The 14,333-nt window shown below is 59.1% G+C and carries 13 protein-coding genes; 6 read left to right on the top strand and 7 right to left on the bottom strand.

The genetic code is table 11. The features are described 5' to 3' along the window. Positions 1-42: 42 nt before the first annotated feature. Entirely contained in the window at positions 43-2,052 is a 2,010-nt protein-coding gene (rep, locus tag WHX55_RS30115) for a DNA helicase Rep (protein WP_150724906.1), read from the bottom strand. A 264-nt stretch (positions 2,053-2,316) separates the two neighbouring features. On the opposite strand from rep, the gene WHX55_RS30110 reads away from it, so the two are divergent. Further along, positions 2,317-3,990 (top strand): bifunctional diguanylate cyclase/phosphodiesterase, encoded by a 1,674-nt coding sequence (locus tag WHX55_RS30110; RefSeq protein ID WP_150724907.1) that lies wholly within the window; start codon positions 2,317-2,319, stop codon positions 3,988-3,990. Between the two features lie 101 nt (positions 3,991-4,091). On the opposite strand, the gene WHX55_RS30105 is transcribed toward WHX55_RS30110, so the two are convergent. After that, complete coding sequence (locus WHX55_RS30105) at positions 4,092-5,501, bottom strand: NorM family multidrug efflux MATE transporter (protein WP_150724908.1); 1,410 nt, start codon at positions 5,499-5,501, stop codon at positions 4,092-4,094. 158 nt (positions 5,502-5,659) lie between these two features. On the opposite strand from WHX55_RS30105, the gene WHX55_RS30100 reads away from it, so the two are divergent. Next, positions 5,660-6,580: a LysR substrate-binding domain-containing protein gene (locus WHX55_RS30100; protein ID WP_150724909.1), complete on the top strand. Its 921-nt coding sequence runs from the start codon at positions 5,660-5,662 to the stop codon at positions 6,578-6,580. Positions 6,581-6,672: 92 nt separating this feature from the next. Beyond that, the gene (locus tag WHX55_RS30095) at positions 6,673-7,887 is read left to right on the top strand and encodes an aldose 1-epimerase family protein (RefSeq protein WP_150724910.1); all 1,215 of its coding nucleotides are present in this window, start codon (positions 6,673-6,675) and stop codon (positions 7,885-7,887) included. An 89-nt stretch (positions 7,888-7,976) separates the two neighbouring features. Here WHX55_RS30095 and WHX55_RS30090 read toward each other — a convergent pair whose 3' ends face one another. From WHX55_RS30090 to WHX55_RS30080, 3 genes are all read right to left on the bottom strand, one after another. Then, complete coding sequence (locus WHX55_RS30090; RefSeq protein WP_150757473.1) at positions 7,977-9,470, bottom strand: YifB family Mg chelatase-like AAA ATPase; 1,494 nt, start codon at positions 9,468-9,470, stop codon at positions 7,977-7,979. 172 nt (positions 9,471-9,642) lie between these two features. Then, positions 9,643-9,813, bottom strand: coding sequence for a hypothetical protein (locus WHX55_RS30085; RefSeq protein WP_191624900.1), 171 nt, complete (start codon positions 9,811-9,813; stop codon positions 9,643-9,645). 36 nt (positions 9,814-9,849) lie between these two features. Next, positions 9,850-10,383, bottom strand: a complete 534-nt coding sequence (locus WHX55_RS30080; RefSeq protein WP_150757474.1) for an N-acetyltransferase — start codon at positions 10,381-10,383, stop codon at positions 9,850-9,852. 192 nt (positions 10,384-10,575) lie between these two features. On the opposite strand from WHX55_RS30080, the gene WHX55_RS30075 reads away from it, so the two are divergent. Next, the gene (locus WHX55_RS30075; protein ID WP_150757475.1) at positions 10,576-10,839 is read left to right on the top strand and encodes a HigA family addiction module antitoxin; all 264 of its coding nucleotides are present in this window, start codon (positions 10,576-10,578) and stop codon (positions 10,837-10,839) included. 11 nt (positions 10,840-10,850) lie between these two features. Here WHX55_RS30075 and WHX55_RS30070 read toward each other — a convergent pair whose 3' ends face one another. Next, the gene (locus tag WHX55_RS30070; protein WP_150757476.1) at positions 10,851-11,375 is read right to left on the bottom strand and encodes a Bro-N domain-containing protein; all 525 of its coding nucleotides are present in this window, start codon (positions 11,373-11,375) and stop codon (positions 10,851-10,853) included. Between the two features lie 404 nt (positions 11,376-11,779). Further along, positions 11,780-12,040, bottom strand: coding sequence for an accessory factor UbiK family protein (locus WHX55_RS30065; protein WP_150753861.1), 261 nt, complete (start codon positions 12,038-12,040; stop codon positions 11,780-11,782). 419 nt (positions 12,041-12,459) lie between these two features. On the opposite strand from WHX55_RS30065, the gene glnK reads away from it, so the two are divergent. Continuing rightward, positions 12,460-12,798, top strand: coding sequence for a P-II family nitrogen regulator (gene glnK / locus WHX55_RS30060; RefSeq protein ID WP_002555808.1), 339 nt, complete (start codon positions 12,460-12,462; stop codon positions 12,796-12,798). Positions 12,799-12,833: 35 nt separating this feature from the next. Further along, positions 12,834-14,171 (top strand): ammonium transporter, encoded by a 1,338-nt coding sequence (locus WHX55_RS30055; protein ID WP_150724914.1) that lies wholly within the window; start codon positions 12,834-12,836, stop codon positions 14,169-14,171. Positions 14,172-14,333: the final 162 nt, after the last annotated feature.

Genomic DNA, 14,333 nt, shown 5'->3' with positions numbered 1-14,333 from the left:
TGGCGCCTTGTGCGCCCTAAGGTTTTAAAAAAGTGGTCAATTCTAGCGCTTTAACATCGCGCGTATATCCGCCAATGCGTTGTTGCCCCGCACGGCTTTGACTTCGGTCGGTGTGTCGTCGTTGCCTTCCCAGGCCAGATCGTCCGGCGGCAGTTCATCGAGGAAGCGGCTCGGCGCGCAGTCGATGATTTCGCCGTACTGCTTACGCTTGGCGGCGAAGGTGAAGGCCAGGGTCTGGCGCGCGCGGGTAATGCCCACGTAGGCCAGGCGACGCTCTTCTTCGATGGTGTCGGCTTCGATGCTGGAACGGTGCGGGAGGATTTCCTCCTCCATGCCCATGATAAACACGTAGGGGAACTCCAGTCCCTTGGACGCATGCAAGGTCATCATCTGCACGCCTTCGGCGCCGTCTTCCTCTTCCTGCTGGCGCTCGAGCATGTCGCGCAGGACGAGTTTGCCGATGGCGTCCTCGACGGTCATCTCGCCTTCTTCGTCTTTTTCCAGGGTGTTTTTCAGCGCTTCGATCAGGAACCAGACGTTACCCATGCGGTAGTCGGCAGCCTTGTCGCTGGAGCTGTTGGTGCGCAGCCAGTTCTCGTAGTCGATGTCCATGACCATGCTGCGCAGGGCCGAGATCGGGTCTTCGCCGGCGCACTGCTCGCGCACCCGGTCCATGAAACGCTTGAAGCGCGACAGGCGATCGGTGAAGCGGCTGTCCAGATGCTCGCCCAAACCCATCTCGTCGGTGGCGGCGTACATCGAGATCTTGCGCTCGGTGGCGTAGTTGCCCAGCTTCTCCAGCGTGGTCGAACCGATCTCACGGCGCGGCACGTTGATCACCCGCAGGAACGCGTTGTCGTCGTCCGGGTTCACGATCAGGCGGAAGTAGGCCATCAGGTCTTTTACTTCCTGACGCCCGAAAAAGCTGTTGCCGCCGGACAGGCGATACGGCACCTGGTGATGCTGTAACTTCAGCTCGATCAGCTTGGCCTGGTAGTTACCGCGATACAGGATCGCGAAATCGCTGTACGGGCGGTCGGTGCGCAAGTGCAGGCTGAGGATTTCCATGGCCACGCGCTCGGCCTCGGCATCCTCGTTGCGGCAGCGGATCACGCGGATCTCGTCGCCGTGACCCATTTCACTCCACAGCTGTTTTTCGAATTCGTGGGGGTTGTTCGAAATCAGCACGTTGGCGCAGCGCAGGATGCGGCTGGTGGAGCGGTAGTTCTGCTCCAGCATCACCACTTTCAAGGATGGGTAGTCGTCCTTGAGCAGCATCAGGTTTTCCGGGCGAGCGCCGCGCCAGGCGTAGATCGACTGGTCGTCGTCGCCTACCACGGTGAACTGGTTGCGTTTGCCGATGAGCATTTTCACCAGCAGGTATTGGCTGGCGTTGGTGTCCTGGTATTCGTCGACCAGCAGGTAACGCACCTTGTTCTGCCACTTTTCCAGGATGTCGGCGTGCTCTTCGAACAGCTTCACCGGCAGCAGGATCAGGTCGTCGAAGTCCACCGCGTTGAACGCCTTGAGCGTGCGCTGGTAGTGGGTGTAGACGATGGCGGCGGTCTGTTCCTTGGGGTTGCGCGCGTTTTCCAGGGCCTGGGCCGGCAGGATCAGGTCGTTTTTCCAGGCGCCGATCATGTTCTTGATCTCGTCGACGCCGTCGTCGCCCGAGTATTCCTTCTGCATGATGTCGGTCATCAGGGCCTTGACGTCGGTCTCGTCGAAGATCGAGAAGCCCGGCTTGTAGCCCAGCCGCACGTGCTCCTTGCGGATGATGTTCAGGCCCAGGTTGTGGAACGTGCAGACCGTCAGCCCGCGACCTTCACCGGCACGCAGCAGGGTGCCGACCCGTTCCTTCATTTCGCGGGCGGCCTTGTTGGTAAAGGTCATGGCGACGATGTACTGGGCGCGAATGCCGCAGTTCTGGATCAAATGCGCGATTTTGCGCGTGATCACGCTGGTCTTGCCGGAGCCTGCACCGGCGAGCACCAAAAGAGGGCCGCCGACGTAGCTCACGGCTTCTTGCTGCCGGGGATTGAGTCGGGACATAGGTAAATTCAGGAGTCAGTCACAAAATGGGCCGGCATTTTAACAGGCTCAGCGAATTGTGCTGCTCTGTCCGACTTGTGACGTAGCACGCTATCTGTAATCGCCGGTTTTGTTACTTTCACGCAGGATGCGCAACGGATTTGCGGCTAATGTTCGTAATTCCGGATACAAAGGGCTCGTTTTGCCAACTGATGTCATTGTCATTGATCATCGGAACGGCATAATGCCCGTCGCCTACATCTTTGCAGAGTCTAGGGAGCTAGCTTGTCTACGCCTGTCGAACCCTTGCGTTTGCTGCTACTGGCTGAAGAGCCAGCGTGGGCAGCGTTGTTGCGCGAGTGTCTGGTTCCTATGGGGAGCTCGGCCGTTCTCATCAGCGCGCCGAGTTGGGAGTCGGTCAGCAGCCTGTTCGATGACAACCGCAGCGCGGTGTTATTGACCATCCCGCAACTTCAACCGGCGCCGGGCCGTTGCAGCCTGCCGACGGTGTTGCTGCTCGACCATGAACCGCTGACCCCGCCCGACGGTGTGAGTGACTGGCTGGTGCGCGATCTGCTTGATTCCGGCATGTTGCGCCGCTGCCTGCGCCATGTGCGCGAGCGGGGCGTCCTGGAAAACACTCTGCAACGCCTGGCCGAGCAAGATCCGCTCACGGGCATCGCCAACCGCCAGGGCTTCCAGACCCTGCTGACGGCGCGGCTGGCGGAAAACGACGGTCGTGGCCTGGCCCTCGGTCATCTCGACCTCGACAATTTCCGTTACGCCAACGATGCCCTCGGCCATCAGGCCGGTGACCGCCTGATCTTGCAAGTGGTGGCGCGGCTCAAGTGCCAGCTTGAGGTCGGCGATCAACTGGCGCGCCTGGGCAGTGATGAATTCGCTCTGCTGATCGACACCCGTCGCGCTCCCCAGCGTGCCGAGTGGATGGCCGAGCGCATCAGCGAAGCGCTGGCCGAACCTTATTGGGTCGATGGCGAAAGCCTGCTGATCGGTTCCAGTCTGGGCATCGCCTACGCCCGGGCCCAGACCGATGCGGATCCGCTGATGTGGCATGCACACATCGCCATGCAGCAGGCCAAAAGCACCCAGGGCTGCACCTTTCACATTTTCAACGAACGCATCAATCGCAATGCCCGCAGCATCGCCGACCTCGAAACCGAGCTGCGCCGGGCACTGCGTCGCGATGAACTGGAATTGCACTACCAGCCACGGCTGAACCTCGAAGACGGGCAGATCGTCGGCCTCGAAGCGTTGGTGCGCTGGCGGCATGCCGAGCGCGGCTTGTTGCCGCCGAGCGAGTTTGTGCCGCTGGCTGAGCAAAGCGGCCTGATCGTGCCGCTGGGCTACTGGGTGATTTCCCGGGCCTTGCGCGACATGCAGGCGCTGCTTGAACTGGGTTTACCGCCGTTGCACATGGCGATCAACCTGTCGTTCCGGCAGTTCCAGGACAGCCAGTTGCTGTCGACCCTGAGTCGTCTGATTGCCGAGCGCGGTGTCGAGGCGCAGTGGCTGGAGTTCGAACTGACCGAAACCGCCGTGATGCGCCGCAGCGATCTGGTCAAGCAGACCATGGACGCCCTTGGGCGCCTCGGGGTGCGCTTCTCCCTCGACGACTTCGGCACCGGGTTCTCGTCGTTCGTACACCTCAACAGCTTGCCGATCACCTTGCTGAAGATCGACAAGAGCTTTGTCGGCGGCATGGAACAGCGTGAGGAAAACCGCAAACTGGTCCACGCGATGATCAACCTGGCGCACAACCTCAACCTTGAGGTGGTCGCAGAAGGCGTGGAAACGCCGGAGCAACTGGATCTGCTGCGTGGGTTTGAATGCGATCAGGTGCAGGGATATTTGATCAGCATGCCATTGCCGCTGGCCGAGCTGGTGGAGTATCTGACGTTTGGCAGCAATCAGCAGTCGATGCTGGAAATCGTGAGTTAAAAACCCCACGACCCCCTGTAGGAGTGAGCCTGCTCGCGATGAGGCCAGGTCAGTCAACATTCATGTCGGCTGATAGTTCGCTATCGCGAGCAGGCTCACTCCTACAAGGGATATGAGTCTGTCTGAGCGACCTCGAAGCGCTGCTCTGACGTCGTGTCCCGCTTGATCATCCGCTTCATCTTCCACTCAAACCCCAGGGTCAGGCTCACCGCTGCACACGCCAGCCCCAGCGCCAGGCCCCACCAGACACCCGTTGGCCCCCAGTCCAGGTGGAACGCCATCCACCACGCCGCCGGTGCGCCAATCAGCCAATAGCAACCCAGACCGACGAGGAAAGTGGTCTTGGCATCCTTGAGTCCGCGAATGCAGCCCATGGCAATGGTTTGCACGCCGTCGAACAACTCGAACCATGCCGCCACCGCCAGCAGGCTCACGGCAAGGTTGATGACATCGCGAAACGCCGGGTCGTTGTGGTCGAGAAACAGGCCGACCAACTGGTTTGGCAATAGCCAGAAGACCATGGCGAAACACAGCATCGCCGCCGCCCCGAACGCAATGCCGACCCGCCCGGCCAGCCGCGCATCCAGCAGTTGCCCGGCGCCGTAGTGCTGGCCGATGCGCATCGTGATTGCGTAGGAAATACCCGCCGGGACCATGAACGCCACCGAGACGATTTGCAGGGCGATCTGGTGTGCGCCCAGTTGCGTACTGCCCATGGTGCCCATGCACAGCGCGGCGAAGGCAAACAGACCGACTTCCACCGCGTAGGTACCGCCAATCGGCAGGCCCAGGCGCCACAGCTCCTTCAGGTACTGGCGGTTCAGCCGCGACAGGCCCTGGCGCAGCGGATAGGCCTCATAAGCCGGATGCCGACGAATGTGCCACGCCAGCGCAAGTGCCATGAGGTTGGCGACAATCGCCGTGACCAACCCGATGCCCGTCAGCCCCAGTTTCGGCAGGCCGAACATCCCGGTAATCAGCGCATAGTTGAGCAAGAAGTTGGCGACCGTACCGCCGAGGCTGATGACCATCACCGGCGTCGCACGACCAATGGCGCTGGTGAACCCGCGCAGGGCCATGAAGCTCAGGTAGCCAGGCAGGGCGAACGGCAGGAAAATCAAAAACTGCCCGGCCGCATGGACGTTGCTTTCGGTCTGGCCGAACAGCAGCAGCACCGGTTTGAGGTTCCACAGCAGCAAACCGGCGACCAGCGCCATCAGCCACGCCAGCCACAACCCAGCCTGGGTCAGCCGGGTAGCCCCGACAATATCGCCGGCACCCTGACGGATCGCCACCAGCGTACCTACCGCTGCGATCACGCCAATGCAGAAAATCGACACGAACGAGTAGGTCGCCGCACCGAGCCCGCCACCGGCCAACGCTTCGGGACTCAGGCGCGCCATCATCAGGGTGTCGGTGAGGACCATCAGCATGTGCGCCAACTGCGAGGCAATCAGCGGCCCCGCCAGCCGCAGGATGGCCCAGAGTTCAGTACGTGCTGGATGCTGCATGGTCATCACGCTCGATTATCAAAGGGAACAGGAAAGCACCGATTCTCGGCGCTCTGCGCGGTTTGCACAAAGGGATAAAAAGGATGGATGGCATGATTCAAACTCATTCTGGAGAGTTTCTGCTAGGGTGGGCGAAACCCGCAGTAGGAGCTTTCCCAATGTCCCGTCGTCTTCCTCCCTTGTATGCCCTGCGCGCATTCGAAGCGGCGGCGCGGCACAGCTCGTTTACCCGCGCGGCCGAAGAGCTGTCGATTACCCAAAGTGCGGTCAGCCGACATATTCGTACGCTCGAAGAGCATTTTGCCTGCCGCTTGTTTCACCGCAGTGGCCGTAATCTGCAATTGACCGAGTCGGCCCGTTTGCTGTTGCCGGGCATTCGCGAAGGCTTCACCGCCCTGGAGCGCGCCTGCAATACCTTGCGCGCCGAAGACGACATCTTGCGCATGAAAGCCCCGTCGACCCTGACCATGCGCTGGTTGCTGGCGCGCCTCAGTCGCTTCCGTCATCTGCAACCGGGTAACGAAGTGCAACTGACCAGTGCGTGGATGGACATCGATTCGGTGGACTTCAACGACGAGCCGTTCGACTGTGCGGTGCTGCTGGGTAACGGACATTTTCCGCCGGACTGGGAGGCGAGTTACCTGTTCCCCGAGGAATTGATCCCGGTCGGGGCGCCCAACCTGCGGGGCGACCAGCCCTGGGATGTCGAGCGTCTGGCCAACACCGAGTTGCTGCACCCGACGCCGGACCGCCGCGACTGGCGCAACTGGCTGGAACGCATGGGACTGGCCGATCAGGTGTCGCTCAAGGGCGGACAGGTGTTCGATACCCTGGAACTGGGCATGATCGCCGCCGCGCGGGGTTATGGCGTGTCCATGGGCGATTTGCTGATGGTGGCGGAGGATGTGGCCCAGGGACGCCTGAGTTTGCCGTGGCCAACCGCCGTCGCCAGTGGCGAGTGTTATTACCTGGTATGGCCGAAAACCCGGCCCGGCGGCGAACGCATGCGCCGGCTCAGTGACTTTCTGCAAAACGAAGTCCGGTCCATGGAATTGCCGGATGTCGTGCATCTGAGCTGAACGATGAAGCCACCGATGTCTCGACTTTTATGCTTGCTGAAACGTTTCATCAGGTCTATAAAAATGGCACAACTCCAAGAAAGGCTATTGCCATGACCCCACTCAAACTCTTCGTTGCCCTCAGCGCACTGTCCGCTGCCTCCCAAGCCCTAGCCTGGGATTACGTCCTGCTCGACACCGACAAAGCCGCCCAGAACTGGCAAATCACCAGCCAGCAACTCGGCGTAAAAATCGACAAACCTTTCAGCGTGACCCTGCGCACCTTGCACGGCGGTCGGCAGGAAGGCGTCAGCATCGTCGACATCGATAACGGCACGATGAAACTTTCGGTAGTTCCAACTCGCGGCATGAACGTCCTGCAGGCCTCGGTCGGTAACGTGCGCATGGGTTGGGATTCGCCAGTCAAGGAAGTGGTCAATCCGTCCTTCATAGAGCTCAACGGCCGTGGTGGCCTGGGCTGGCTGGAAGGCTTCAATGAACTGGTCACCCGCTGCGGCTACGAATGGGTCGGCCATCCCGGCATCGACAACGGCGAACTGCTGACCCTGCACGGTCGCGCTGCCAATATCCCGGCCAACAAAGTCACCCTGCACATCGATGAAAAACCACCGTACGCCATCAGCCTGCGCGGCGAGCTGAAAGAGCAGGCTTTCAAGAAAGTCGACTTCTCGGTCGCGACCGAACTGGTCACCGAGCCCGGCAGCGTAGCGTTCGCCCTCAACGACACCCTGACCAACAACGGCGACTATCCAAAGGAATACCAGGCGCTGTATCACAGCAACTTCAGCACCCCATTCCTGGAGCAGGGCGCCCGCTTCGTTGCGCCGGTGAAACAGGTGTCGCCGTTCAACGATAAAGCCAAAAGCGATTTGCCGGACTGGCAAACCTACCGCGCACCGACCAAGGACTACGACGAAACGGTTTACAACGTAGTGCCGTACGCCGATGCCAAGGGCGATACATTGACCGTCCTGCATAACAAGGCCGGAAGCCTGGGCGTTTCGGTCGGTTTCAACACTCAAACACTGCCCGTGTTCTCGCTGTGGAAAAACACCGATACCCAAGGGCAGGGCTATGTCACGGGGCTGGAGCCAGGCACGAGTTTTTCCTACAACCGCCGGTATCAACGGCCACTGAACCTGGTGCCAATGATTGGGCCGAAGGAGCAAAAGCAGTTCCGCATCAGCTACGGCTTGCTGGCGGATAAGACCGCTGTGGATAAGGCGTTGAAGCAGGTGAGCGAGATTCAAGGTGGGCGGGAGACTGAGGTGCGGCAGACGCCGTTGGTTGACCTTACCAAGGGTTGATTTTCGCCATCTTTCCGAAAAACCGCTTACTGGTCGAAAAAAACACTTGGGAATGACGTTTTTCTCAAAAAAATACTTACAAATTTGAGCTACTGGCTTGTTGGCCGATATTGCAGCGCTTCGGCCAAGTGCTCGCGTCTGATCTCATCGACTTGTTCAAGGTCCGCAAGAGTGCGCGCTACTTTGAGCAGTCGATGGGCCGCTCGCAGTGACAAGGTCAGTCGTTCACACGCCGTCTCCAGCCAGGTTTCGTCTGTTGTGGATAACTTGCAGTGTCTGCGCAGGCCCGGCAAGTCGAGAAAGGCATTGGCACAGCCTTGGCGCTTTTGTTGCCGTTCTCGTGCGTCGGCAACCAACTCGGCGGCGGTGGCAGTGTCGTCGCCGGGTTTTAACGCAGGATTCAATGCCGTGGCTTCGCGAGCAACCGTCAGGTGCAGATCAATACGATCCAGCAGTGGCCCCGACAGTTTGTTGCGATAGCGCTGAACCATGTCCGGCGTACAGGAACAACGGCCACTCGGTTCGCCAAGATATCCACAGGGGCAGGGATTCATCGCGGCGACCAGTTGAAAGCGCGCCGGGAAGCGTACGCGGTCCTTGGCACGGGAAATCACGATGTGGCCGGATTCCAGTGGCTCTCTCAACACCTCCAATACCTTGCGATCAAATTCCGGGAGTTCATCGAGGAACAGCACGCCATGGTGAGCGAGGGTGATTTCGCCCGGTTGTGGTTTCGAGCCACCGCCCACCAGTGCCGGTCCTGAGGCGGAATGGTGTGGTTGTCGGAAGGGGCGCTGTGGCCAATGGCTCAGTGGCACACAGCTGGCGACCGATTGAATCGCTGCGACTTCCAGCGCTTCGCTCTCGGCCAATGGCGGTAACAGCCCCGGCAGACGACTCGCCAACAACGTTTTTCCCGTCCCCGGCGGCCCGCTGAACAACAGGTTATGAGCCCCCGCCGCCGCAATCAGCAAGGCTCGCTTGGCCGCAAGTTGCCCCTGAACTTCATTCAAGTCTGGGTAGGGTTTGCTGGCGTAGAGCAAACCGTTGGAGGCGTAGGGTTCGATGGGCGTGTGGCCATTGAAATGCGCGACCGCTTGAAGCAGATGATCCACCGCAATCACCTTCAACCCCGACGCCAGGCATGCCTCCTCGGCATTCGCTCGCGGGACTACCAGCATACGCCCGGCCTTGCGTGCCGCCAGCGCCGCCGGCAACACCCCGCGAACCGCCCGCACCGCACCTGACAGCGCCAACTCTCCCAGGCACTCCACGTCATCCAGTGTCAGGGTCGGCACCTGCACACTGGCCGAGAGAATCCCCAAGGCAATCGCCAGATCGAACCGCCCGCCATCCTTGGGCAAGTCCGCTGGCGCCAGATTCAGCGTGATCCGACGCGCCGGAAATTGCAGCCCCGAATTGATGATCGCGCTACGCACCCGGTCCTTGCTTTCCTTCACCGCCGCTTCGGGCAGGCCGACCATCGTCAGCGAGGGCAGACCGTTGGCCAGATGGACTTCGACGGTAACGGCGGGCGCATCCACGCCAATCTGGGCGCGGCTGTGGACGATGGAGAGGGACATGGTCGTTCCTTGAAATTACGGGGAGCCGCTTCCTGCGGTTTTTCAAGGGTAGTCAGGAGATGAGCATTTCGCGTGGCGTGAGAGAAGGTGAATTTTCGCAGGATGTTGCGAGCCATCGCCGGACGGGCGGGCAGAAAGAACCGCCATTCAGGCGGTTCTTTGGTAGGCGGTTTCAGGCTCTTTTACCGGCAAGTAAGCCCGGAGGTTCAAGGTCTTTGCCGTGAGCCGCAGCGACATCAAGAAATCGTTGTTGATTGGCTGAAATCTTGCCGCCTAGCCGAAGTGCTTCAGCATGATATTGAATGATGAGTAAAAGCTTGGCTTTGCGCTTTCTGTGAATCATGGACACCTCCTGTGCCTGGGAGTGAGATCGATACTATTAATCGTCCAGGTAAATGACAAGTCGATTGTTCTGGTCGAAGCTGAATCCGAGGCTCTGGTAGTAGGGGACGACATTTGGGCCAGGATCCTGAATCTCTATTTCTTTGCACCCCAGCATTCGTGCATAGGTATCTGTAGCCAGCAGTGCCATCGGGGCGATCAAGCCACGAAGAGGATGAGACCTGTCTGGGTGACCCTGCAAAAGAATGATCTTTATGCAAATAGCGCTTTTACGCGGAGTGGCATAACACAGACCACATAGTTTCTGTTCGTACCAGATGGCCAAATCCAGTCCCTTGGCATCTTTGCACTTCCAGTTCGGCACGCTTTCCCATGGGAAGAGTGCTGCTTCCAACCATGGGAGGCAGGCAGTAATCGCAGCTGGAGTTATTGGGTCGAACCTAACCGCCTCGGTGTTGAGTTTCCTGGCCCGAGATTTACAGTCCTTGACGAACATTTTATATGCGAGCTTTCGTGCATCTGATTTGTAAGTCTGGTTTCGAAGTTCGGTGCCTTTTCCTTTTCTTCTCATTGCTAGTGTCTATCGAGTAACAAGGCGAAAAGCGTAAAGAAAAGGGTGAGGACTGATAAATCAGGCCGGAGCGCCGCTTTTTGTAGGACCGTGCCGAGAAAGATGAAGGACGTCGGTGAAAGAGCGTGGATGGTCTTGCCGGATGAAGGTTGCTGCTTATTATCTCGCTGAATGCAACCTTGGGAGGCGTGAATGAACAGGAATGGGGTGCGCCCGATTCATCCTGGCGAAATTCTCAGCGAGGAATTTTTGACGCCGCTGGGCATTACAATCGAGGGCTTGGCTCGTTTGCTGAATGAGCCTGAGGCGGAAGTAAGCGGGGTGGTGAGTCAGCAGATCAGTGTCAATGCTGGTCTGGCGAAGAAGCTATCCATGAACCTGAACACCACGCCCGAGTTCTGGCTGAATCTGCAATCGATCTACGAGTTGCGCTCAGCCCGGATCGAGCGTGGTTGAACGTTAAATATTCAAAGCGACTGCAAGACGAGTGAAGCCCGCTTCCACCACGGTTTTACCGGGCGTCTTGCCTGATCCTGCTCTGTCATCATCTGCGGCACATCCTGCAACCGAATCCATGGCTGGTTGTTCCAGTGCAGCAGGCTCAACGACATTTCCGGCCAGTTGAGCAGGCTCAGTTGCGGGCGTTCGGTTGTGGTGGGGTATTGGGCATCTCGCAGGGCGGGAACAACTTCGTGGGTGAGCCATTCGCGTAAGGCTCGGTATTCGGGGCAGTAGTGATAGACCAGCAAGGCGTAGACGCCGGATTCGCTGATCAGCAGGGTGTTTTCGATGCTGCCGTGGATGAATGTTCGGGCGATTTGGTGTTGGTCTGCATCGAGTTTTCGGACGGTGCGCTCGTCGATATAGAGGCGAAGGAGGCGGCCCAGGTCGCGGGCGCTGAACCAGGGTTGGTTTTGTATTAGGAGGGCGTGTAGTTGGAGTTTGTGGCGGGTGAAGACTTGCGGAATCAGGTAAGCATCATCTCGATTCATTGATACGGCTCCTTTTGCTTAAGGGCTGCCGGCAATTGTCGCCAAACAATTAGGTGGCAGTTGTACGCGGGTTGGCGAACCGGAGCAAAAGGAACCCGGCAGACCCGGAGATCTCCCACGCACAACCGCCATGACTTGCGTCGATGGTCGTCATGCTCCTTTAGCTTCCGGGTCGCCAAACCCAGTGCTGAACATTCAGCTGAGGGTGAGCTTAGGAACCGGAGATCTGCGGAGCAATCGGACGGCGGATGAGAACTTTGTAGGACTTTGCCGGGATTGTTGCGGGGCTTGAGATCAAAAGATCGCAGCCTGCGGCAGCTCCTACAGGTGAAGCGCAAGGTCGTTCCGACCTTCAATCGCGAGCAGGCTCGCTCCCACAAGGGGACTGCATTTCACATCAGAATTTATTCGGTTGGCGGATTCAGCTTCGCTTCCAGCTCAGCCACCTTCACCTCAAGGCTCTCCAACCGCGCCCGGGTGCGCGCCAATACAACCATCTGGCTATCGAATTCTTCCCTACTCACCAGATCCAGTTTGCTGAAGCCGCTCTGCAGCAACATTTTGAACTGGCTTTCGATTTCAGCTTTCGGCAGAGGCGTGTCGCCGCTGAAGAGACGGGAGGCGGTGCCGGTCAGGGCGTCGAGGAAGTCTTTTGGCGCGAGCATGGGCAATGTCCTGGAAACAATGACGGGCAGTGTATCACGCAGTGTCTATAGTCATTTGCGCAGGCGAAGGGCGCACGCTTTTCGCGCATGGGGACGGACGGCGTCGCACCGTTATTGTGCGTAACCAGGCGAGTGTTGTTGCGATATGGCAGACATCTGCCAGCAAAAGATTGAAAACTATGAGTTTTGTGGAGATGGCAAGGTTTCTGCTTAGATGCTGGTGACCCATGCACTGATGCAGTCGCTGTGACGAATGCAGTGCGCCAAGCGAAACACGGGGAGTGCTTCGTCAGGAGCGGTTAGCTGGCGTCGAACGGGCAGGTAAGGCCGACGATGCGTTACAAAGCCAGGCACTGCGCTTAGACTTGAGTCGGGTTTGTTTTCCTGGGGCAAGTCCACCAATTCGGGAGAGAGTTTTCATGAAGCTAGTCACTGCCATCATCAAGCCGTTCAAGCTGGACGACGTACGCGAGTCGCTGTCCGAGATCGGCGTGCAGGGCATTACCGTCACTGAAGTCAAAGGCTTTGGTCGGCAGAAGGGTCACACCGAGCTGTATCGCGGCGCGGAATACGTGGTCGATTTCCTGCCCAAGGTGAAGATCGACGTCGCCATCGACGACAAGGATCTGGACCGGGTAATCGAGGCCATCACCAAGGCGGCCAACACCGGCAAGATCGGTGACGGCAAGATCTTCGTGGTCAATCTGGAGCAGGCGATTCGCATCCGTACCGGCGAAACCGATACCGACGCAATCTAAGCCGCCACAAACCCAACGCCCCAGGAGAAAACAATATGACTCTGCGTAAATTCGCAGGGCTAGGAGCCCTGTTGTCCATCGTAATGCCCAGCCTTGCTCTGGCGGCAGACGAAGTGGCGGCCCCAGTCCTCAACTCCGGCGACACCGCCTGGATGATGACCTCGACAGCCTTGGTGCTGTTCATGACCATTCCCGGCCTCGCGCTGTTCTACGGCGGCATGGTCCGGTCGAAAAACATTCTTTCCGTGATGATGCAGTGCTTCGCCATTACCGGTCTGATCAGCGTCCTGTGGGTCATTTATGGCTACAGCATCGCGTTCGACACCACGGGCATGGAGCAGGGCGTCGTCAACTTCAACTCGTTCTTCGGCGGCATGGGCAAGGCATTCCTCGCCGGCATAACGCCAGCCAGCCTGACCGGCCCTGCGGCGCTGTTCCCTGAGGCGGTGTTCGTCACCTTCCAGATGACCTTCGCGATCATCACCCCGGCGCTGATCGTCGGTGCGTTCGCCGAGCGGATGAAGTTCTCCGCGATGCTGGTGTTCATGGGCATCTGGTTCACCCTGGTGTATGCGCCGATCGCGCACATGGTCTGGTCCGGCAACGGTGGCCTGATGTGGGACTGGGGCGTGCTCGATTTCGCTGGCGGCACCGTGGTGCACATCAACGCCGGTGTAGCAGGTCTGGTTGCCTGCCTGGTGCTGGGCAAGCGTAAAGGCTTCCCGACCACGCCGATGGCGCCGCACAACCTCGGTTACACCCTGATGGGCGCGGCCATGCTGTGGGTCGGCTGGTTCGGTTTCAACGCCGGTTCCGCCGCTGCGGCCAACGGCACCGCCGGCATGGCGATGCTGGTGACTCAAATCGCTACCGCTGCTGCTGCACTGGGCTGGATGTTTGCCGAGTGGCTCACCCACGGCAAGCCTAGTGCACTGGGCATCGCTTCGGGCGTGGTTGCCGGTCTGGTGGCAATCACCCCGGCTGCCGGCACCGTTGGCCCGATGGGCGCGCTGGTAATCGGTCTGGCAGCTGGTGTGGTGTGCTTCTTCTGCGCCACCACCCTCAAGCGCAAGCTCGGCTATGACGATTCCCTGGACGCCTTCGGCGTGCACGGTATCGGCGGTATCCTTGGCGCAATCCTGACCGGTGTGTTTGCTGCTCCGTCCATGGGTGGCTTCGGCACCGTGACCGACATTGCCGCACAAGTGTGGATTCAGTGCAAAGGCGTGGGCTTCACGGTGATCTACACCGCGATCGCTACATACATCATCCTCAAGGTGCTGGATGCGGTCATGGGCCTGCGTATCAACGAAGAAGAAGAAGCGGTCGGCATCGATCTGGCGCTTCACAACGAACGCGGCTACAACTTGTAAGCAAGCGCATAAAAAACCTGCCCGGCTTGCCGGGCATTTTTTTGTCTGGAATTTGTCATTGAAGGCTGAGCTGAAAGGTTTTTTCCTACAGGTTTTACGATGTTTACGTCGGGTGTTTTTGTGCGGCCAAAGGCTTACAGGATTGAAGGAATATTAGGGCCT

Origin of the sequence: Pseudomonas fluorescens (assembly GCF_040448305.1) — a bacterium.
Lineage (GTDB): Bacteria > Pseudomonadota > Gammaproteobacteria > Pseudomonadales > Pseudomonadaceae > Aquipseudomonas > Aquipseudomonas fluorescens_BH.
Note: the sequence above shows the minus strand (reverse complement) of the source record. Positions and strands in the feature narration are given on the sequence as shown.